This is a genomic window from Streptomyces sp. NPDC036815 (assembly GCF_055609205.1).
The window spans coordinates 512,919-532,834 of sequence record NZ_JBVJPW010000001.1 but is presented as its reverse complement, the minus strand read 5'-3'; the positions used below and the strand labels follow the sequence as shown (position 1 = coordinate 532,834).

General features: G+C 74.3%; 17 protein-coding genes. 9 read left to right on the top strand and 8 right to left on the bottom strand.

All coding sequences use genetic code 11. The annotated features are described in order from the left end of the window. Positions 1-102 precede the first annotated feature (102 nt). The 4 genes from dnaG to ACZ69I_RS02335 all read right to left on the bottom strand — a co-directional run bounded on the left by dnaG (position 103) and on the right by ACZ69I_RS02335 (position 5,841). The gene (dnaG, locus tag ACZ69I_RS02350; RefSeq protein ID WP_467668900.1) at positions 103-2,001 is read right to left on the bottom strand and encodes a DNA primase; all 1,899 of its coding nucleotides are present in this window, start codon (positions 1,999-2,001) and stop codon (positions 103-105) included. Between the two features lie 43 nt (positions 2,002-2,044). After that, on the bottom strand, positions 2,045-3,307 hold the full coding sequence (locus tag ACZ69I_RS02345; protein ID WP_470830140.1) for an NAD(P)/FAD-dependent oxidoreductase: 1,263 nt from the start codon (positions 3,305-3,307) through the stop codon (positions 2,045-2,047). Between the two features lie 177 nt (positions 3,308-3,484). Next, positions 3,485-4,798, bottom strand: a complete 1,314-nt coding sequence (locus tag ACZ69I_RS02340) for a deoxyguanosinetriphosphate triphosphohydrolase (RefSeq protein ID WP_467668904.1) — start codon at positions 4,796-4,798, stop codon at positions 3,485-3,487. A gap of 62 nt (positions 4,799-4,860) precedes the next feature. Beyond that, entirely contained in the window at positions 4,861-5,841 is a 981-nt protein-coding gene (locus ACZ69I_RS02335) for a sirohydrochlorin chelatase (RefSeq protein WP_470830139.1), read from the bottom strand. A 310-nt stretch (positions 5,842-6,151) separates the two neighbouring features. Here ACZ69I_RS02335 and ACZ69I_RS02330 point away from each other — a divergent pair, with 310 nt between their 5' ends. Both ACZ69I_RS02330 and ACZ69I_RS02325 read left to right on the top strand, forming a co-directional pair. Next, entirely contained in the window at positions 6,152-6,868 is a 717-nt protein-coding gene (locus ACZ69I_RS02330; protein WP_467670779.1) for a SanA/YdcF family protein, read from the top strand. 463 nt (positions 6,869-7,331) lie between these two features. After that, entirely contained in the window at positions 7,332-9,458 is a 2,127-nt protein-coding gene (locus ACZ69I_RS02325; protein ID WP_470830640.1) for a molybdopterin oxidoreductase family protein, read from the top strand. A gap of 158 nt (positions 9,459-9,616) precedes the next feature. Here ACZ69I_RS02325 and ACZ69I_RS02320 read toward each other — a convergent pair whose 3' ends face one another. Further along, positions 9,617-10,060, bottom strand: a complete 444-nt coding sequence (locus ACZ69I_RS02320) for a gamma-glutamylcyclotransferase family protein (RefSeq protein ID WP_467668909.1) — start codon at positions 10,058-10,060, stop codon at positions 9,617-9,619. A gap of 332 nt (positions 10,061-10,392) precedes the next feature. Between ACZ69I_RS02320 and ACZ69I_RS02315 the strand changes: the two genes are divergently transcribed. The 6 genes from ACZ69I_RS02315 to ACZ69I_RS02290 all read left to right on the top strand — a co-directional run bounded on the left by ACZ69I_RS02315 (position 10,393) and on the right by ACZ69I_RS02290 (position 15,613). Then, a complete protein-coding gene (locus ACZ69I_RS02315; RefSeq protein ID WP_470830138.1) occupies positions 10,393-11,127 on the top strand; it encodes a hypothetical protein in 735 nt (244 codons plus the stop codon). Continuing rightward, positions 11,127-12,431, top strand: a complete 1,305-nt coding sequence (locus ACZ69I_RS02310) for an ATP-binding protein (protein ID WP_470830136.1) — start codon at positions 11,127-11,129, stop codon at positions 12,429-12,431. The genes ACZ69I_RS02315 and ACZ69I_RS02310 overlap by 1 nt, the downstream gene beginning before the upstream one ends. Before the next feature lie 148 nt (positions 12,432-12,579). Then, on the top strand, positions 12,580-13,101 hold the full coding sequence (gene soxR / locus ACZ69I_RS02305; RefSeq protein ID WP_467668915.1) for a redox-sensitive transcriptional activator SoxR: 522 nt from the start codon (positions 12,580-12,582) through the stop codon (positions 13,099-13,101). 9 nt (positions 13,102-13,110) lie between these two features. Then, a complete protein-coding gene (locus ACZ69I_RS02300) occupies positions 13,111-13,908 on the top strand; it encodes an aminotransferase class IV (RefSeq protein ID WP_470830135.1) in 798 nt (265 codons plus the stop codon). Between the two features lie 297 nt (positions 13,909-14,205). Then, positions 14,206-14,778: a hypothetical protein gene (locus ACZ69I_RS02295; RefSeq protein ID WP_470830133.1), complete on the top strand. Its 573-nt coding sequence runs from the start codon at positions 14,206-14,208 to the stop codon at positions 14,776-14,778. A gap of 118 nt (positions 14,779-14,896) precedes the next feature. Continuing rightward, positions 14,897-15,613, top strand: coding sequence for a class F sortase (locus ACZ69I_RS02290; protein ID WP_470830131.1), 717 nt, complete (start codon positions 14,897-14,899; stop codon positions 15,611-15,613). A gap of 42 nt (positions 15,614-15,655) precedes the next feature. Here ACZ69I_RS02290 and ACZ69I_RS02285 read toward each other — a convergent pair whose 3' ends face one another. The 3 genes from ACZ69I_RS02285 to ACZ69I_RS02275 all read right to left on the bottom strand — a co-directional run bounded on the left by ACZ69I_RS02285 (position 15,656) and on the right by ACZ69I_RS02275 (position 18,410). Continuing rightward, the gene (locus tag ACZ69I_RS02285) at positions 15,656-16,438 is read right to left on the bottom strand and encodes a sulfite exporter TauE/SafE family protein (protein ID WP_389714613.1); all 783 of its coding nucleotides are present in this window, start codon (positions 16,436-16,438) and stop codon (positions 15,656-15,658) included. A gap of 105 nt (positions 16,439-16,543) precedes the next feature. Then, positions 16,544-16,735, bottom strand: coding sequence for a hypothetical protein (locus tag ACZ69I_RS02280; RefSeq protein WP_470830129.1), 192 nt, complete (start codon positions 16,733-16,735; stop codon positions 16,544-16,546). Between the two features lie 85 nt (positions 16,736-16,820). Beyond that, entirely contained in the window at positions 16,821-18,410 is a 1,590-nt protein-coding gene (locus tag ACZ69I_RS02275) for a ferredoxin reductase family protein (protein WP_470830127.1), read from the bottom strand. A 203-nt stretch (positions 18,411-18,613) separates the two neighbouring features. On the opposite strand from ACZ69I_RS02275, the gene ACZ69I_RS02270 reads away from it, so the two are divergent. Next, on the top strand, positions 18,614-19,912 hold the full coding sequence (locus ACZ69I_RS02270; RefSeq protein ID WP_470830126.1) for an NAD(P)/FAD-dependent oxidoreductase: 1,299 nt from the start codon (positions 18,614-18,616) through the stop codon (positions 19,910-19,912). Positions 19,913-19,916: the final 4 nt, after the last annotated feature.

The window sequence follows — 19,916 nt, the reverse complement described above, 5'->3', positions numbered from 1 at the left end:
GGTCCGTGACCGCGTGGTTACCCGCCGGGTAACCCGTGGGTCCGGGTCGAATCCCCGGGGAATGTCAGGGACCGCTTTCCGGGACCACCTCGGGGGCTGCCCTCAGAGCGCGTCCGCGCCCCGCTCGCGCAGCGCCTGGCCGTACTGCTGGAGGACCCACAACTCGCTCTGCACGGCGGCCAGATGCTGCGGGTCGCCGCCCGCGCCGACCCGGGCGAGGGTGCCCTGGACGTCGCGGATGCGGCGGTCGACGGCGCGCAGCCGGACCTGCACGAGCTGGATGCCCGCGTACATCTCGTCGACGGTCTTGCGCAGGATGGCCTCGACGGCGAGCTCGGTGACCATGGAGCGGACCGCGTCGTCGGGCGCGGCGTCGCGGACCCGGACGAGGTACTCCTGCGGGTCCTGCGTGCCGTACTCCGCGCCGCCCGCCTCCTCGATGGCGCGGCGCACCGCCGCGTAGGGCGGGGCGGTGAACTCGTCCAGGCCGTACGCGTCGAAGGCCGGGGAGACCAAGTGCGGGTACTGCAGGGCGAGTTTGAGCAGTTCGCGCTCGGTGCGGTGCGCGGGGCTGCGGAGGTTGAGGGCGGGGCCGCTGAAGCCCTGCGGGGCCGCCTCGTACGTCTGCGAGGAGCGCTGGGGGGCCGGGGCGGGGCCCCGGCCGCCGCGGTCGCGTGCCCAGCGCGCCAGCTGGGCGACGCGCTTGACGACGAACTGCGTGTCGAGGATGCCGAGCATGCCCGCGAGCTGGACGGCGACCTCGTGCTGCGCGCCGCTGTTCTTGATGCGGGCGACCACGGGGGCGGCCTCGTCCAGGGCGGCGGCGCGGCCCGCGGGGGTCTCCAGGTCGTACCGCGAGACGATCTGGCGCAGCGCGAACTCGAAGAGCGGCGTGCGCGGTTCGACGAGGTCGGCGACGGCCGTGTCGCCCTTGGCCAGGCGCAGGTCGCAGGGGTCCATGCCGTCGGGGGCGATCGCGATGTAGGTCTCGGCGGCGAACTTCTGGTCGTCCTCGAAGGCGCGCAGGGCGGCCTTCTGACCGGCCGCGTCGCCGTCGAAGGTGAAGATCACCCGGGCCGAGCCGTTGTCCATCAGGAGGCGCCGGAGGATCTTGATGTGGTCGCCGCCGAACGCGGTGCCGCAGGTCGCGATGGCGGTGGTGATGCCCGCGAGGTGGCAGGCCATCACGTCGGTGTAGCCCTCGACGACGACGGCGCGGCTGGACTTGGCGATCTCCTTCTTGGCCAGGTCGATGCCGTACAGGACCTGGGACTTCTTGTAGATCGCCGTCTCCGGCGTGTTCAGGTACTTCGGGCCGTTGTCGTCGTCGCGGAGCTTGCGGGCGCCGAAGCCGACCACGTCGCCGCCGATGTCGCGGATCGGCCACATCAGGCGGCCGCGGAAGCGGTCGATGGGGCCGCGGCGGCCCTCCTGGGAGATGCCGGAGAGGGTCAGCTCCTTGTCGGTGAAGCCCTTGCCGCGCAGGTAGCGGGTGAGGTGGTCCCAGCCCGCGGGGCTGTAGCCCACGCCGAAGTGCGCGGCCGCGGCCTGGTCGAAGCCGCGCTCGGCGAGGAACTTCCGGCCGATCTCGGCCTCGGGGCTCTCCAGCTGGTCCACGTAGAACTGCGCGGCGACCTTGTGGGCCTCGACGAGGCGGATGCGCTCACCGCGCTGGTGCGCGGGGTTGTACCCGCCCTCTTCGTAGCGCAGCGTGATGCCCGCCTGGGCGGCGAGGCGCTCGACCGTCTCCGAGAAGGTGAGGTGGTCGATCTTCATCACGAAGGCGATCGTGTCGCCGCCTTCCTGGCAGCCGAAGCAGTGGAAGAGACCCTTGCTCGGGCTGACCTGGAAGGACGGGGACTTCTCGTCGTGGAAGGGGCACAGGCCCTTGAGGTTTCCACCCCCCGCGTTGCGCAGCTGGAGGTAGTCGGAGACCACGGCGTCGATCGGGACCGCGTCCCGAACCGCCTTCACGTCTTCGTCATTGATCCTGCCTGCCACGTAGGAATACTACGGCTCGCCTGTGACACTCCTGCCCGGCCGGTCACGTCAGGAGCGACGCCAAGGGGGTCGACGGGTCCGCGAGGGCGTCGGGGTCGGGGCGTGCGCCCTGCCGGATCAGCTCCTGAATCGGCTCCGTGACGTCCCACACATTCACGTTCATCCCCGCGAGGACCTGCCCCTCACGCAGCCAGAAGGCGATGAATTCGCGCTTGGCGGTGTCGCCGCGCACCACCACTTGGTCGTACGTGCCCGGGGGCGCCCAGCCCGAGTACTCCAGGCCCACGTCGTACTGGTCGGAGAAGAAGTAGGGCACGCGGTCGTAACGGACGTCCTGGCCGAGCATGGCGCGGGCGGCGGCGGGGCCGCCGTTCAGGGCATTGGCCCAGTGCTCCACGCGGAGCCTGGTGCCGAAGAGCTCGTGGCGGACGGCGGCCACGTCGCCCGCCGCGTAGATGTCGGGGTCCGAGGTGCGCAGGGACGCGTCGACGGCGATGCCGCCGCCATCCGCGCGGTCGGCGAGCTCCAGGCCCGCGGACTCGGCGAGGGCCGAACGGGGGGCCGCGCCGATCGCCGCGAGCACGTCGTGCGCCGGGTGCTCCTCGCCGTCGTCCGTGCGGGCGGCGAGGACCATGCCGTCCTGGCCGGTGATCTCGGTGAGCCGCGCGCCGAAGTGGAAGCGGACGCCGTGCTCGGCGTGCAGGTCGGCGAACATCTGGCCGACCTCGGGGCCGAGGACGGCGTGCAGCGGGGTCGGCTCGGGCTCGACGACGGTGACCTCCGCGCCGTACTCCCTGGCGGCCGCCGCGACCTCCAGGCCGATCCAGCCGGCGCCCGCGATCACCAGGTGGCCGTTGTCCCTGCCCAGGGCGGCGAGGACGTGCCGCAGCCGGTCGGCGTGCGCGAGGCGGCGCAGGTGGTGGACGCCCGCGAGGCCGGTGCCGGGGACGTCGAGGCGGCGGGGCTCCGCGCCGGTGACGAGCAGGAGCTTGTCGTAGCGGATGGCGGCGCCGTCGCCCAGGCGCACGGCCTTGGCGGCGCGGTCGATGGCGACGACGGTCTGGCCCAGGTGCAGTTCGACGTCGGCCTGCGCGTACCACCCCGGTTCGTGGACGAAGACGCTGTCGCGCTCCTCCTTGCCCAGCAGATAGCCCTTGGACAGCGGCGGGCGCTCGTAGGGGTGGTCACGCTCGTCGCCGATGAGGATCACCCGGCCGGTGAATCCCTCGGAACGGAGTGTCTCGGCCGCCTTGGCGCCGGCCAGACCTCCTCCGACAATGACGAACGTCTGATCCGCGTCGACCACTTGATGCCTCCTTGCCCGGGGTACCGGGGATGTCCCCCGGAAGAACACAGACTTGCCGATCGGCCTTGCCGCCACAGGGAGCGTCCCGCACGCAGCGTGATGCGGGAAGGGGGCGTGGCCCCAACTGGCCACATTCCGTCACGCCCTGTGGTCACTTCATGGTCATTTACCGTCGTTTCACTGGGGTCTCGCCGTCATCCGCGTGTGCAGCGCGCGGGCCGCCGCGTCCGTGAGCGACGCGATCTGGTCCACCACGACGCGCTGGGCGGCGCGGTCGTCGTCCGCCGCGTCGTACAGGGCGCGGAACTGCGGGTCGAGTCCGTCGGGTGCCCGCGCGGTGAGCGCCTCGGCGAGCTCGGCGACGACGATGCGCTGGTCCGCGCGGAGCCGCTCCTGGGCGGGGCGCTGCATCACATAGCGGTCGGCGACGGCCTTGAGCACCGCGCATTCGTGACGTGCCGCGCGCGGGACGACGAGTTCGGCCGCGTACCGCGTGAGGGGCCCCGTGCCGTACCGCGCGCGGGTGGCCGTCTCCGCGGCCTGGCAGAAGCGGCCGATGAGCTGGCTGGTGGCGTCCTTCAACCGGGCCTGGCTGACGGCCGATCCGTCGTACCCGTGCGGCCACCACTCCTGGTCGAGAAGACGGTCGAGCGCCTGGGCGAGCTCTTCGGGGTCGGTGTCCGAAGGGACGTAGCGCCCGATCGCCACGGCGTAGACGTCCTGTCGCTCGGGCTCGGCGTGCAGCACGTTGGGATCGATGTGACCGGCGTGCAGGCCGTCCTCGAAGTCGTGGACCGAGTACGCGACGTCGTCGGACCAGTCCATGACCTGCGCCTCGAAGCAGGTGCGCTGCCCGGGCGCCTCCTTGCGGACCCAGTCGAAGACCGGCCGGTCGTCTTCGTAGACACCGAATTTGGGGGACGCCGGGTCGGTGGGGTGCCCGCCGAGCGGCCAGGGGTACTTGGTGGCGGCGTCCAGGGCGGCCCGCGTCAGGTTCAGCCCGACGCTGACCAGTTCGCCGGTGTCCTCGGAGCGCACGAAGCGCTTCGGCTCGATGCGGGCGAGCAGCCGCAGCGACTGGGCGTTGCCCTCGAAACCGCCGCAGTCCGCCGCCACTTCGTTCAGCGCCTGCTCGCCGTTGTGCCCGAAGGGCGGGTGGCCCAGGTCGTGGGAGAGGCAGGCCGTCTCCACCAGGTCGGGGTCGCAGCCGAGGGCGGCGCCCAGCTCACGGCCCACCTGGGCGCACTCCAGAGAGTGCGTCAGGCGGGTGCGGGCGCTGGCGTCCCAGGCCTGGCTGCGGGTGCCGGGCGTGACGACCTGGGTCTTGCCGGCGAGGCGGCGCAGCGCCGCGGAGTGCAGGACGCGCGCGCGGTCGCGCTGGAAGGCCGTTCGCCCCGGCCTCTTGTCGGGCTCGGCGGCCCACCGCTCCACGGCAGCCTCGTCGTAGGCGCTGTAGGCCTCGTATCGCGCGTTCGGTGCTGTGCCTTCCATGCACCGACAGTAGACGCAAGCAGTGACAAACAGGGATCTGGCCCCGCCTGATCCGGCCTCCTTCAGACGCCGGTGAGGCGGTGCCGCAGGGCGGGCGGCCGTGCGGCGGGCGCCGGTTCTGCGCATGCCCGGTCGTAGCGGTGCAGGACGAGCCGGGCGAGGGCCGCGTGCGCGCCGAGCGGCGCCGCGGCGAGCCAGCGGGCGGCGGCCGCGCTCTGGGTCGCGAAGCGGCCCGGCGCGGTGAAGTACGCGGCGACGGCGGTGCGCGTCCGCCCGTCCCCGGCCAGGGCTTCGAGCGCTTCCGGCACCGTACGGGGGCAGGCCGCGGTGGGAGCGGCGTAGGCGGGCACGACCGGAACGCCCAGGCGCTCGGCGAGCAGTCCGGCGGCGGTCTCCGTGTCGGCCGCGGACTGCGGGTCGCGGGAGCCCGCGGCGGCGAGGACGACCGCGTGCCGTCGGCGCGCGCCGGCGCCCAGGGGCCGCGCGGGCCAGCCCGCCTCGACGAGCCGGGCGTGCAGCGCCTCGGCGAGCAGCGGGTGCGGGCCGAGCGGGGCGGCGACGCGGGTGTCGAGGGCGGGGACGCGGGCGGCGGCCGCCGGTATGTCGCGCTTGACGTGCTGGCCGCGGCCGAGGAGCAGCGGCACGAGGACGGCGCGGCCGCGGTCGTGCGGGGCGAGGGCGCCGGGGCCGTCCAGGTCGCTGAGGGTGTCGAGGTCGCTGAGGGTGTCGGCGAGCAGCGGTTCGTTGAGCTCGATGTGGCCCAGGCGGACGGCGAGCCCGGGCCGTTGCTCGCGGACCCGCTCGGCGAGGGCCGTGACGGTGGCGAGGGCGCGCGGGTCACGGCTGCCGTGGGCGACCAGGACGAGGGTGGGGCGGGGGTCGGGCCGCAGGTCGGCGCGGGCCGCTGGACGGCGCAGGCGGCCGTCGGGCGTGACGAGCCTGAGCTGGGTGCCGAGCCTGCTGGTGATGTGCTCCATGAGCTGCGCCGTACTGTCGAGGTGAGTGCTGCCGGACACTGGGTGAAGAGAGTTCGACGGCGTCATGGACCGAGGATGTCGGGGGCATGTTGCCGGGGCGTTGCGCGGCGGTGACGGCTGTTTTCCCCGTGCTCACGGCGGGCGGCGGGACGCTGTCAGGGAGGTCCCGGAGGCGGGGCCGGGGGTGGGGCGGGGGCGGATCTCCGGGTCGTTTAGGGGGCAGGAGTCACCGACGTCGCCGCCGCGGGAGCTTACGGTTGTGGCAGAGATCGGATCGGGGAGATCCGGCGGTACGGGGCTGGGCACGGGGGGCGGAAGACAGATGGAACGACGTGAGAGCGGGCCGGGGGAACGGTCCGGCGAACGACCGGGGTGGATGCGGCGATTGCGGCTGCGGCGACGACCGGCCCGGCTGCGGAGACCTGCGTGGCTCCGTCTGCCGCGCACGCGGAAGGAGCAGCGGCGGACCGTGCAGGCGGTGATGGCGCTGTGCGTGCTCGCGCTGTTGCCCGCGACCTGGCTGTTCGTGTCGACGGACGGCAAGGTGGGCACGGTCGCGGACGCGCCGCGTGCCCGGGTCGCCGTGGTCTTCGGGGCCGGTCTGTGGAAGGGCGAGCCGTCGCCGTACCTGGCACACCGGCTCGACGCGGCGGCCGAGTTGTACCGCAAGGGGCGAATAGAGGTCGTACTCGTCACGGGCGACAACAGCCGCGAGGAGTACGACGAACCGGACGCGATGCGGGCCTACCTGAAGAAGCACGGCGTGCCGGAGCGCCGGATCGTGAGCGACTACGCCGGGTTCGACACGTGGGACTCCTGCGTCCGAGCCAAGAAGATCTTCGGCGTGGACCGGGCGGTACTGATCAGTCAGGGCTTCCACATACGCAGGGCGGTCGCGCTCTGCGACGCGGCGGGCGTCTCGTCGTACGGGGTCGGGGTGGACGCGGTGCATGACTCGACCTGGTACTACGGCGGCGCACGAGAGGTTTTCGCAGCAGCCAAAGCAGCACTGGACGCCACGTTCGAACCCGACCCCCACTTCCTGGGCCCCCAAGAGCCCGGCATAGAACAAGCGTTGACGACCCCCCGCTAACCAGGGCCTCCTAGGGGCGCGAGGAACGGCGCGCCCAGCCACCCACATCCCGCAGAAGAACCACCCACACCCCGCAGAAGAAGACGAACCAGCAACCCCTCCCAGGGGCGCGGGGAACTGCGCGACCAGCCACCAACAACCCGCACCCGAAGCCCCCACCCAACCCCACCACCCCGCACACCCACCCCCGCCCCGAGCAACCAAGATCCGCCTCACAGGCCGCCCAGGCCCCCGCTGAGGTCCGCTTACCGCACGCGTAACCCGACCAGGCCAAGGCACGTAACACACCCGCCAGACCCTGAACGACATGCACTCCTCGGCAACACCGGCGCCCCCGACAACGACACCCTCGGCCCCAGCCCAGGCCGCCCAGGCCACTCAGGCCACCGCCCACGCCGCCCAGACCACCGCCCCGGCCGAGGTGACGGCCACCCACTGCCCGTACTGCGCCCTCCAGTGCGGAATGGGCCTGACGACGACCCCCGACGGCGCCGTGGAGGTCGTGGAGCGCGCCGGGTTCCCCGTAAACAAGGGAGCCCTGTGTGGCAAGGGCCGCACCGCCCCCGCCGTTCTCTCCGCGCGAGTACGGCTCACCGAGCCCCTCGTCCGGTCCCACGCCACGGGCAAGCTCACACCGGCCACCTGGGAGGAGGCACTCGACCGCACAGCCGACGCACTGACCCGCACCCGCACGGAGCACGGCGCGGACGCGTGCGGCGTGTTCGGCGGGGGCGGCCTGACCAACGAGAAGGCGTACGCGCTGGGCAAGTTCGCGAGGGTGGCGCTCGGCACGTCGCAGATCGACTACAACGGACGGTTCTGCATGTCGTCGGCCGCGGCAGCCGGAACGCGGGCGTTCGGCCTCGACCGGGGGCTGCCGTTCCCGCTGGAGGACATCCCGCGCACCGGGTGCGTGATCCTCGTCGGGTCGAACCTCGCCGAGACGATGCCGCCCGCCCTGCGCTACCTCACGGAGCTGCGGGCGAACGGCGGCACGCTGATCGTCGTCGACCCCCGCAGGACCCGGACCGCCGAACAGGCCGACCTGCACCTGGCCCCCCGGCCCGGCACGGACCTCGCCCTGGCGCTGGGCCTGTTGCACCTGGTCGTGGCGGAGGGCCGGACGGACGACGCGTACATCGGGGAGCGGACGAGCGGATGGGAGGAGGCACGGGCGGCGGCGATGTCGCACTGGCCCGAGCACGTCGAGCGGATCACCGGCGTGTCCGTGCCGCAACTGCGCGATGCCGTACGCCTCTTCTGCGACGTCGAGGACGCGATGGTGCTCACCGCGCGCGGGCCGGAGCAGCAGGCCAAGGGCACGGACACCGTGGGGGCGTGGATCAATCTGTGCCTCGCCACGGGCCGCGCCGGGCGGCCGTTGTCCGGGTACGGCTGCCTGACGGGGCAGGGCAACGGCCAGGGTGGGCGCGAACACGGTCAGAAGGCGGATCAGTTGCCCGGGTACCGCAAGCTGACCGATCCGGCGGCGCGGGCGCATGTCGCGGGCGTGTGGGGCGTGGACCCCGACTCCCTGCCGGGCCCCGGCAGGTCGGCGTACGAACTGCTCGACGCGCTGGGCGGGGACATCAAGACGCTGCTCCTGATGGGCTCCAACCCGGTCGTCTCGGCACCGCGGGCGGCCCATGTGGAGGAGCGGCTGCGGTCGCTGGACTTCCTCGCGGTGGCGGACGTGGTGCTGTCCGAGACGGCTCAGCTGGCGGACGTGGTGCTGCCGGTGACGCAGTGGGCCGAGGAGACGGGGACGGTGACGAACCTGGAGGGGCGGGTGCTGCTGCGGCGGCGGGCCGTGTCCGCGCCGGTGGGGGTGCGCAGCGACCTGGACGTGCTGCACGGGCTCGCGGCGCGGCTCGGGCACGCGAAGGGTTTCCCCACCGAACCGGAGGAGGTCTTCGAGGAGTTGCGCCGGGCGAGCGCGGGCGGCCCCGCGGACTACTCCGGGATCAGCTACGAGCGGCTGAGGGAGGACGACGGTAAGGGGGTGTTCTGGCCGTGCCCCGCCGTCGTCGAGGGCGACACGGAAAAGCACGGGGAGAGCGGCGGGGAGACTCGCGAGGAGAAGGGGGGCGAGGGCAGGGGCAGGAGCAAGGGCAGGGAGCCGCATCCCGGTACGCCTCGGTTGTTCCTCGACCGGTTCGCCACCGAGGACGGGCGGGCACGGTTCGTGCCGGTGGTGCACCGGGCCGCGGCGGAGGAGCCGGACGCGGAGTATCCCGTACTGCTGACCACGGGACGGGTGCTCGCGCAGTACCAGTCCGGGGCCCAGACGCGGCGCGTCGACGAGCTCAACGCGGCGGCACCGGGGCCCTTCGTGGAGCTGCATCCGCGGCTCGCCGCGCGTCTGGGGGTCGGGGAGGACGATCCGGTCGCCGTCGTCTCGCGGCGCGGCCGCGCGGTGGCTCCGGCGCGGGTCACGTCGGCGATCCGCGCCGACACGGTCTTCATGCCCTTCCACTGGCCGGGCGAGGGCCGCGCCAACACCCTGACGCACCCGGCGCTGGATCCCGTCTCGCGGATGCCGGAGTTCAAGGTGTGTGCGGTGCGGTTGGAGAGGGTGGAGCACCCGTAGGGGTGGCGGGGGGCGGAAACGGAGAGCCCCCCGTCAATCGCTATTGGTAGTCGTGCGAAGCCGCCCGCACGAGTGGTTCGGATCATCAGATCGAGTGTGCGGGGGTTTGAGCTGCGGGTTAACGCTTCTGGGGCGGGCGCTGACCGTGGGGGCGTGGGTTATCTCCCGAGGCGGTGCGACGCCCAGTCCCCTCCCCCGATGACCGTTCCCGAGGCCCGCAGTCCGGCCGCGAGGCGCGGGGCGGCGACGTACACCCAGGCGCGCACCGGCGTCCCGTCCGGGCGGACGACGTCGCGCGCGATCCGCTCGTACAGGTTGCGGGGGTCGCCCGGGACGTACTCCTCCAGGAGGTCCAGGGCGACGAGGAGTCGGCCGTAGGCGGCGGGCAGAGCCGTGACCAGCTCGCCGTGCACCGGGCCCGCGCCGGGGGCCTCGACGGCGTACGGATAGCCGGGGCCGTCGTAGAGGACCGCGCCCGGCAGCAGGGCCGGTTCCTCCGCCGCGGTCCGGCCGCGCAGGTACGCGGCGTGGTGGGGCTCACCCGGGCGCAGCGTGCCGTACACGAAGAACGGCAGCCGGGCCGGGCCGCGTCCGGTCGTCACTCGGCGGCCTCCCGTTCCGTCCGTGCCGTGGCCGGGGCGGTCGGCACGGCCGGTGTCGGCGCCTTCTCCGGTTCGTGGTCCATGCGCCGATTGTGCCCGCGCCGCAGAACGGCGCGGCGGCGCGGCGTCCCGTCCAGAGGCGTGCGCCCATGCCGAAGGTCCCGAACGTTGCGCTTTCACGGCTCTTAGGCGCAGTTGTTACACAACCTCCGGATTTCCGTGATGGACGGTTCCTACCTTCGAGAGCGGTGGCCGGCCCCTCTGCCGAATCCCCAGCGCAGTCCCTGGGCCGGCCGCCACCAACGGCCCCTCACGTGACGGTCAGCCCCTCCATGAACCCGATCCTCCGCCGCCCTGTCCTCCTGGGCGCCGCCCCCTTCGCCGCCCTGGCGGCCCTCGCGCTCACCGGGTGCGCCGGTCCGACCGGTCTCGGGCCGGGCGAGAGCGCGCCGTCCGTATCCGTGCAGCCCCACCCCGAGCCGGTCTGGCCCGCCTGGTCGGGCTCGTCCCCGCGGTCGCCCGGCGCCGAGGCCTCCACCCGCCAGCCGCCGCCGCGCCCCCTGAAGGGCCTGCCGAAGGTCGGTTCCGCGGGGCTGGCCTCGGTGGACGTCCACGCGCTCCTGCGGGCCGACCCGCGCACGAGGCCGCTGGCCGGACGCGGCACGATCGACCGGCCCGGGCGGGCCGGCCTGCGGCCGCCGATGTTCGTGGACCTGACCGGCGACCAGAGGCCCGAGATGCTCGTGGCCGCCGACACGGAGAGCGGCCGGTCGATCCTGGCCGTCTACACCGAGCGCGACGGCAAGGTCTATCCGATCCTGTTCACCTCCGGCAGGAGCATCGGCGTGGAGACGATCGGCCCCGACCTGCTGGTGCGCACGCCGTGTTCGGAGGGCGGCGAGCAGGCCGTGCGCTACCACTGGGACGGCGCGCGGCTGTCCACGGTCAGCGACACCAGGAACTACCGGAAGCCGCCCCAGCCGACCGTCACGACCGAGCCCTCCGAGGCGGCGGGGCGGCCCTTCCCGCCCACCGCGCCCACACCTCCCTCCCGGGGAGGCCCTTGATGCCGCGCGGCGCCGCGGCCGGGCGCGCGGCCATGGCCTGCGTCCGTACCGTGTTCCACAACCTCGGGCTGCGCTGGAAGATCGCCGCGCTGCTCGCCGCGGGCTGCGCCGTGGTCGCCGTGGCCATCGGCCTGCTCGTCCACCACGCCCGGCTCGACCAGGTCACCACGAGCGCCCGGTCCGGGGCCGTGGCCCAACTCGTCCGGATCCGCCAGCTGTACGAGCTGTCGGGCCAGGTCGACCAGGACGACGGCACGGACGCCGGCCTCGACGACCCCCGGCTGCCCGCGCCGCTGCGCAGCGCGGCGCTGGCCGGGCAGCGCACCACCTACCTCGACATGGCGGCGGCCGAGCCGTGCGTCTGGGCGGCCCGGCCGGTCGGCGACAACCCGCGCCACGTCCTGTCCGTCCGCGAGTCGCTGCGCGAACAGGCCGACGAGATGGCCGAGTTCGACCGGCAGGTGATCATCTCGGGTGCCGTCGTCGTCGTGCTCGCCGCGCTCGGCGGCGCGGGCCTGTCCAGCAGGCTCAGCCGTGAACTGCGCACCGCCGCCGCCATCGCGCGCCGCATCAGCCAGGGCGACCTGGACGCCCGTATCGACCACCCGCGCCCGCCCGTGGGGCGGCACGGCAGGAACGAGGTCGCCGAACTGGCCACCGCCGTCGACACGATGGCCGCGTCCCTGCAGCAGCGCCTGGAGGCCGAGCAGCGCTTCACCGCGGACGTCGCGCACGAGCTGCGCACACCGTTGACCGGGCTGCACACGGCGGCCGAGCTGTTGCCGCCGAGCCGTCCGACCGAGCTCGTGCGCGACCGCGTCCACGCCCTGCGCACCCTCACGGAGGACCTGCTCGAAGTGGCCCGCCTCGACGCGGAGGTGGAGAAGCCCGACCTGTCGGTGCACTCGCTGGGGCCGCTCGTCGCGGACATCGCGCGGAAGGCGGACGCCGCGTGCGCGTCGGTGCAGGCCGCGGACGAGACGTTCGTACGGACCGACGCTCGCCGCCTCGAGCGGATCCTCGCCAACCTCGTCGCCAACGCCCACAAGCACGGCGGAGCGCCGGTCGACGTGCGGGTCGACGGCGCGCGGGTCACGGTCCGCGACCACGGGCCCGGGTTCCCCGAGCACCTGCTCGCCGACGGCCCGCAGCGTTTCCAGACCGGCGCGCGCGAACGCGGCCAGGGCACCGGCCTCGGCCTGACCATCGCCCTCGGCCAGGCCCAGGTGATCGGCGCCCGGGTGGAGCTCGCCAACGCGGCGGACGGCGGGGCGGTGGCGGTGGTGCGGCTGCCGAAGGCCTGAGAGAGCCCGCGCCATGGCCCCGGCCGGGCGGGCGGTGCGGCGGTGCGGCGGTGCGGCCGAACGGATTCCTGACAGGGCGTTCCCGTAAGGGAGTTGTGCGGGTTGAATCCTGGTTCAGGTCGGGCCGTGCGGTGACTACGCTGGCGGCATGACCCCCCGCCTCGCCCCGAAAGCCAAGGAAATCACCATCGGCGAGCTCGCCGAGCGCAGCGGCGTCGCCCCCTCCGCCCTGCGGTTCTACGAAAGCGAAGGGCTCATCTCCTCCCGTCGCACCACGGGCAACCAGCGCCGCTACCGCCGCGACACCCTGCGCCGCGTCGCCTTCATCCGCACCTCGCAGCAGCTCGGCATGCCGCTCGCCGCGATCCGCGAGGTGCTCTCCCTGCTCCCCGAGGACCGCACGCCCAACCGCGCGGACTGGGCCAGGATCTCCGCGTGCTGGCGCGAGGACCTCGACACCCGCATACGCACCCTCCAGCGGCTGCGCGACAACCTCACGGACTGCATCGGCTGCGGCTGTCTCTCGCTCTCGAAGTGCGCGCTGTCCAACACGTGGGACGCGCTGGGCGCCCGCGGACCGGGCCCGCGCCGCCTGGTGGAGAAGCAGATCCCGTGCACCACAGGAAGCTGTGCGTCCGCCGCGGAGAAGCAGGAAGAAGGCGTCTCGTAGCGTGGCCGCATGACAATCTCCGCACTGATCGAGCGCATCGAGATCGACGGCAGCCCCGCCACCGCCGAGGCCCTGCTGTGGCCCGCCCTCGTCCAGACGGGGCACTTCACCGCGATGCAGGTCAGGGGCGGCAGAGTGCGCGGCATCGACCGCCACCTGGCCCGGCTCGACGCGGCCACCCGGGAGCTCTTCGGGCACGCGCTCGACGGGGACCACGTGCGCGGCCTGATCCGGCACATCCTGCGCGACGACATCACCGAGGCATCCGTACGGGTCTACGTCCACGCCCCCGAGGGGAAGCCGTCCCTCATGGTCACCGTCCGGCCGCCCACGGAGCTGCCCGCCACGATGGAGGACCGCGCCCAGTCGCTGCGGTCGGTGCCGTACCAGCGGCCCTTCGCCCACATCAAGCACCTGGGCGGCTTCGCCCAGGCCCGCCACGCCGACCTCGCGCGCCGCGCGGGCTTCGACGAGGCGCTGCTCACCGGCCCGGACGGCGCGGTCAGCGAGGGCGCCGTCACGAACGTCGCCTTCTTCGACGGCCGCGAGGTGGTGTGGCCCGACGCGCCGCACCTGTCCGGCATCACGATGCAGCTGGTCGAGGCGGCCCTGCCCGCCGCCGGCCTGCCGACCCGGCACGCCCCGGTCACCCTCGCCGACCTCCCCTCGTACTCGGCGGCCTTCGTCACGAACGCCTGGGGGGTCCGGCCCGTGCGGCGGATCGACGACATCGCGTACGGGATCGACGAGCGGCTGATGGCGACGGTGGCCGGGGCCTACGAGGCGGTTCCGTGGGACACGGTCTGAGCGCCTGTGTCATGTCCCCGGCCAGGGCTCGGCCGTGGTCCGTCCGGCGGGTGGGGTCACCCATTCACCGGCGCCGCGCGCGCTCTTCGAACACTTTCCTCCGATACGCCGGTGACCTGCTGTAACGCACCGCTCACGGCGTTCGGGGAGGCCCGTACGCGGCCTTTCTGATGCCTCATCAGGAGGCGTGCGGCGCCGAGTGCCACTTACCTCGGTAGAGCGGGGTTCGACCGACGCAGCGGCACTTGGGGGTGCCGCGGGCCGTGCTCGCGCGAAGGCCCTCGGAGGAACGAGCACATGCGCAAGTCCCGCCTGCTGACCGGTACCGCCCTCGCCGTGGCGGTGGGCGCCCTGGCCCTCCCCGCCGCCTCCGCCGCCCCCGGCCCGCCCGCCGGGGACCTGCGGATCCAGCCGGCCACCGTCACCCCCGGCTCCACCGTCACCGTGCACACCACCGCCTGCGGCCCCGGCGGGACCGCGACGGGCGACGCGAGCGCGGTGGGCGCGGGCCGGTTCACGCTGGCGCCCGGCGGGCACGCGGAGAACGGCGGCGAGGCCGCGGCCGGCCGGTTCGAGGTGCCGCCGTCCGCGCAGCCCGGCACGTACGAGATCGTCGCGAAGTGCTCCGGGTCCGGTGGCTCCGGAGTGAAGGACAAGCAGGTCGCGGGCGATCTCATGGTCACCATCACCTCCACGGCGGCCGCCGGCGAGCTGCCGCAGCGACATCCGAGGGGACACGTGAAGACGGGGGTCGGCGGCGCACTCGGCCCCGACCCCGTGCAGACCGCGGCGGGAGTGGCGGCCCTGGCCGTCGCCGCCGCGGGCGGTACCTGGCTCCTGCACCGCCGGGCGAGAGGCGACGGGATCTAGCCGGACACCCTCCGCTGTCCACCGGTACCGCCATCCCTTGCCCTCTCCCTGTCCGTGTCCCCTCGCGGGCGGGAGGGGGGCGGGGGACCCGGCCCGCCCGACCCCGAGGGGACGCCGTATGCGCCGTACACGCCGTGCACCCCAGTCCCCTGCGGGAACCCGTACGGGCACCCGGGCAGGGTCCCGCGCCCGCAGGAGGACCGGCAACGCCGTCATAGGCACCGTCACCGCCGTGGCGCTGTGCACCGGGGCGTGGCTGCTGAGCAACGGCGCCGCGTCGCACCCGCCGCCGCAGCCCTCCGCCGAGCAGGCCGCGTCGGCCGGGCCCGGCACCCGCCACCACCCCCTGGCCGACCGCGACCGCGCCGCCGCCCCGCTCCCGCCGTCCCCGCCCGACCGCGTGCGGATCCCCGCGATCGGCGTCGACACGCCCCTGATGGGGCTCGGCCTGACCCGGCAGGGCAGCCTCGACGTGCCGCCCCTCGACCGGAAGAACCTGGCGGGCTGGTACGAGGCGGGCACCACGCCCGGCGAGCGCGGCACCGCCATCGTGGCCGGGCACGTCGACAACAAGGAGGGCCCCGCCGTCTTCTACGAGCTGGGCGCGCTGCGCAAGGGCCGCACGATCGAGGTCGAGCGCAGGGACGGCAGCGTGGCCGTCTTCACCGTCGACGCGAACGAGGTGTACGACGCCGCGGACTTCCCCGACGAGAAGGTGTACGGCGCCGCGTCCCGGCCGGAGCTGCGGGTCATCACCTGCGGGGGGAAGTACTCGAAGCAGACCGGATATCAGGGCAACGTCGTGGTCTTCGCGCACCTGACCTCGGTGCGCTGAGAGCCTGTCTTTGAACCCTCCCCCGCCGCCGACGCGCGTGCCTCACGCCAGCCACTGCTCGTACGCCATCTTCACCACGAGCGCGAAGACCGTGGTCAGCAGGACGACCCGGACGAAGCCGCTGCCCTTCTTCAGCGCCGTGCGCGCGCCGAACATGCCACCGGCGAGGTTGAAGACGGCCATGAGCCCGGCCAGCTGCCACAGGACGGCGCCCTGCCAGGCGAACATCGCGAGGGCGCCCGCGTTGGTGCAGCAGTTGACGATCTTCGCGGTGGCGGAGGCGGTGACGAGGTCGAGGTGGAGCACGGCGGTCAGGGCGAGCACGAGGAAGGTGCCGGTCCCCGGGCCGATGAGGCCGTCGTAGAACCCGATGCCGAGGCCCGCGAGGCCGATCGCGGCGAGGATCCGCTTCGGGGAAGCGGGGCCCGTGGCGGGCGCGGTGCCGAAGGCGGGCCGCAGGATCACGAAGGCGGCGACGGCGAGCAGCACCACCATGATCACGGGCTTGAGCACCTCGGTGCTCATGCCGGCCGCGAAGAAGGCGCCGCCCATCGACCCGGCGAGCGCGGCGAGGCCGATCCGGACGGCGGTCGGCACGTCGACGGGGGTCTTCCTGACGTACGTCACGGCGGCGCCCGTGGTCCCGACGATCGCGACGGCCTTGTTCGTGCCCAGGGCGTGCGCGGCCGGGGTGCCGCCCGGCAGACCGAGCAGCAGCGCGGGGAGCAGCAGCAGTCCGCCGCCGCCGACCACCGCGTCGATCCAGCCCGCCGCGAGGGCGGCGAGACAGAGGACGACGACCGCGGTCAGGGATATGTCAGGCATGATCGCGACCATAGGTTCGGGATGATCACGCCGTCCACGAAATCGTGGAGAGTTGAGCGTCTTCTGAGGTGACGGGCCCCCGGCCACCGGCCCGGCACCGCCGGATCACGGCGCGGCCTGCGGCGCGGGGACGCCCGCCGGCGCGCGGTCGGGGGCCGGTGGCGCCGCCGGGTCGACGGCGAGGGCGAGCGCCGTGGCGACGAGCGCGCTCGCGCCCGCGAGGCCCGCGGCGAGCCTGCGGCGGGCCTGGAGGGTGGGGCCCGGGGCGGGGGCGGCGGGTTTGCGGTGGCGTCCCATGGACCGGGTGACCAGCTTTCTCGGGCTCGAAGGGGCGGGGGCGTGGCTCATGCGGCTCGGGGCGGTCGGGTCGAGGCCGGCGGGTTCAGAAGGTGAAGCACTCCGCGTGGACGCGCTCCTGCGGGACGCCCGCGCGCACGAGCGCCGCCGTGGCCGCGGCGGACATGCCGGGCGGGCCGCACAGGTAGACGTCGTGCTCGGCGATGTCGGGGATCAGGTTGCGCAGGGACTGCGGGGCGAGCGGGTCGAACGCGGCGTCGGAACGGCCGAGCAGGTAGTGCAGCCCCGCCTGTCTGCGCTCCGCGATGGCCTCCAGCTCCGCCCGCAGGACGAGTTGCCCGGCGCTGGTCGCGCGGTAGAGCAGGGTGACGTCGCCGGGCCCGCCGGGCAGCGTCTCGAACAGCGCCCGGATCGGGGTGATGCCGACGCCGCCCGCGAGGAGCAGCACCTTGCGCCGGGTGCGCCGGTGCGCGGTGAGCGCGCCGAAGGGGCCGGTGGCCAGGACGCGCGTGCCGGGCCTGAGGCGGCGCATCCGGCGGGTGTGGTCGCCGGCCGCCTTGACGGTGATGCGCAGCGTGTCGTCGCGGACCGGCGCGGAGAGGGAGAAGGGCAGCGCGGTGTGCCAGAGCCTGCGCTGCAGGAAGCGCCACCGGAAGAACTGGCCGGGTTCGGCGCGCAGCCGGTCGACTCCGATGCCCTGCACGACGACGGAGACGACACCGGGCCCCTCGCCGCGCACCTCGACGACGCGCAGGCTGTGGCGCAGCGCCTGCCGTACGGGGACGACGAGGCGGTACCAGCCGAGGAGGACGGCGACGGCGGCGTGCGCGAGCGACCAGAGCCACAGGGTGAGGCCGCTGCCCGCGACGTCGGGTCCGGCGAGCTGGTGCGCGAAGGCGAGGGCGGCGCCGAGGTAGCTGAGCAGGTGCACGGCGCGCCAGGTCTCGTGCCGGATGCGGCGGCGCAGGGCGCGGGCGGAGGCGGCGCCGACGGCGGCGAGCAGGGCGGTGCCCGCGGTGGCGGCGGCGAGGCCGGGGTAGCCGAGCAGGTCGAGGGTGGTGTGCAGGAGGTCGGTGCCCGCGTGGGCGGCGTAGCCGCAGAGGGCGAGGAGGGCGTGGGCGGCGCAGAGGCCCAGGACGTACCGGCCGCCGAGGGCGTGCCGCCGCGCGAGCCGGTCGGCGCCGACGCCGTGCTCGACGGCGGGGACGCGGGCCATCAGGAAGAGCATGACGAGGATCCCGTACCCGGCGAGCAGCCCCGTGAGGTGCGCCCCGGTGGCGAACAGCACGTCGAGCCGTGCGGACGGCTCCATCTGCACGGCCCACAGCGCGGTGACGGCGAGCCCGCCCCCGAGGACTCCGGCGCGCAGGGCACGGGGGGAGAGGCGGGGCGGGGGGACGGGGGTGACGGGGGCTGGGGTGACGGGAGCGAGGGTGACGGGAGCGGGGCGAGGTGCGTATCCGCCCGCCGCGGGCCCGGTCGGCGGGCCCACGTCCGGTGGAATCCCGGGCCGCGGCGGAGCACCACGCGGCGGCGCCGCCACCGTCCGCGCACCCCCCGTCGGCGCCGTCGGCGGCTGGGTGGTCGGCGACGGCGGCGCGGGGCGCGTCCGGCGGAGGTACGCGGCCAGGGCGGGGTACGCGTCGAGTCGGGGGTCGGCTGCCTCGGTGGTCACGGCCGCACACTAGGCGCAGGAGAGCGCGGGAAGTTCCTGGTCAGCGGCGTTTCCGCGATCCTTAAGGCGGCCTTGAGGATCGGCTCAACGCGCGTTAAGCAACGGGGCCTCACACCCCTCCCCCGCCCCCGCTGAGGGCAGCGTTCCCCCGGGGAAACAGGTCCGATCCTGTCGGGTAACACCCGCACCGCAGGCTCCTGTGCATGACCTCATCAGCGCAGCCGCGACCCGTCGGCACCGCACCGGCCCACGGTGTGGTGGTGATCGGCGCGGGCCTCGCCGGTGCCCGGGTGGCGCAGCGTCTCGGGGCGGGGACCGTACTGATCGGCGAGGAGGAGCACGCCCCGTACAACCGCGTGTTGCTCGCCGAGGTCCTCGCGGGCCGGTACGGGCCGGACGTGATCGCGCTGCCCGGCACGCCGGGGACGACGCTGCGCACCCGGGCGGTCCGCGTCGACCGCGCCGAACGCCGGGTGCACTGCGCGGACGGCACCGTCGTGCCGTACGGCACGCTCGTCCTCGCGACGGGCTCGAACCCCGTACTCCCGCCGCTGCGCGGCCTGTTCGCGCACGCCGAGGCCGAACTCCCGGGCGGCGTGCACGCCTTCCGCACCATGGACGACTGCCTCGCGCTGTCCTCGGCCGTGGCGCCGGGCGTCCGCGTCGTCGTCATCGGCGGCGGCCTGCTCGGGGTCTCCGCGGCCCGCGCCCTCGCCCGGCGCGGCGCCCAGGTCGTCCTGACCCAGCAGGCCGAGCGGCTGATGGAGCGCCAGCTCGACCCGACGTCGTCGAAGCTGGTGCGCCGGCACCTCACGGAGCTCGGCGTGGAGGTGCACACCGAGTGCCGGGTCCGCGGGGTCGGCGTCGTCGACGGCGCCGTGCGCCGCGTCGAGCTCGCCGACGGCTATCTCCTGGACACCGATCTGACCGTCCTCGCCTGCGGCGTGCGCCCCCGTACCGGTCTCGCCCGGGCCGCCGGACTCGACGTACGCCGCGGGATCGTCGTGGACGACCTGCTGCGGACCTCCGATCCGCACATCCGGGCCGTCGGCGACTGCGCGGAGCACGGCGGCCGGGTCTACGGCCTGGCGACGCCCGCCGTGGAGCAGGCCGACGCGCTCGCCGCGGCCCTCGCCCAGGACCCCGCCGCCGCAACCCCCGTACGCCCCTACACCGGCACCCGCACCCTCACCCGCCTCACCCTGCCGGGCCCCGGGCCGCTGGACCTCGCGGCCTTCGGGGACCCGGAGCCGCGCCCCGACGACGACGTCGTCCAGCTCGCCGACGCCACCCGCGGCACCTACCGCAAGGTCGTCGTCCGCGGGGGCCGGCTGGTCGGCGGCGTCCTGCTCGGCGAACTCGGGGCGGTCGGGGCGCTCGCCCGTGCCTGGGAGGCCGACGACCCGCTGCCCGACGACGACACCCCGCTGCTCCACCTGCTCACCCATCCCCCAGCTCTCGACTTCGTTCGAGCAGGCGAGACCCCGACCGGAGGCCGCTGACATG

Excerpts from the sequence above, each read along its gene's own strand:
- ACZ69I_RS02280 (WP_470830129.1), bottom strand. The coding sequence starts at position 16,735 with ATGGGACGCCACCGCAAACCCGCCGCCCCCGCCCCGGGCCCCACCCTC.
- ACZ69I_RS02285 (WP_389714613.1), bottom strand. The coding sequence starts at position 16,438 with ATGCCTGACATATCCCTGACCGCGGTCGTCGTCCTCTGTCTCGCCGCC.
- ACZ69I_RS02310 (WP_470830136.1), top strand. The coding sequence starts at position 11,127 with ATGCCGCGCGGCGCCGCGGCCGGGCGCGCGGCCATGGCCTGCGTCCGT.
- ACZ69I_RS02330 (WP_467670779.1), top strand. The coding sequence starts at position 6,152 with ATGCGGCGATTGCGGCTGCGGCGACGACCGGCCCGGCTGCGGAGACCT.
- ACZ69I_RS02290 (WP_470830131.1), top strand. The coding sequence starts at position 14,897 with ATGCGCCGTACACGCCGTGCACCCCAGTCCCCTGCGGGAACCCGTACG.
- ACZ69I_RS02335 (WP_470830139.1), bottom strand. The coding sequence starts at position 5,841 with ATGACGCCGTCGAACTCTCTTCACCCAGTGTCCGGCAGCACTCACCTC.
- soxR (WP_467668915.1), top strand. The coding sequence starts at position 12,580 with ATGACCCCCCGCCTCGCCCCGAAAGCCAAGGAAATCACCATCGGCGAG.
- ACZ69I_RS02340 (WP_467668904.1), bottom strand. The coding sequence starts at position 4,798 with ATGGAAGGCACAGCACCGAACGCGCGATACGAGGCCTACAGCGCCTAC.
- ACZ69I_RS02315 (WP_470830138.1), top strand. The coding sequence starts at position 10,393 with ATGAACCCGATCCTCCGCCGCCCTGTCCTCCTGGGCGCCGCCCCCTTC.
- ACZ69I_RS02270 (WP_470830126.1), top strand. The coding sequence starts at position 18,614 with ATGACCTCATCAGCGCAGCCGCGACCCGTCGGCACCGCACCGGCCCAC.
- ACZ69I_RS02295 (WP_470830133.1), top strand. The coding sequence starts at position 14,206 with ATGCGCAAGTCCCGCCTGCTGACCGGTACCGCCCTCGCCGTGGCGGTG.
- ACZ69I_RS02325 (WP_470830640.1), top strand. The coding sequence starts at position 7,332 with ATGGGCCTGACGACGACCCCCGACGGCGCCGTGGAGGTCGTGGAGCGC.
- ACZ69I_RS02300 (WP_470830135.1), top strand. The coding sequence starts at position 13,111 with ATGACAATCTCCGCACTGATCGAGCGCATCGAGATCGACGGCAGCCCC.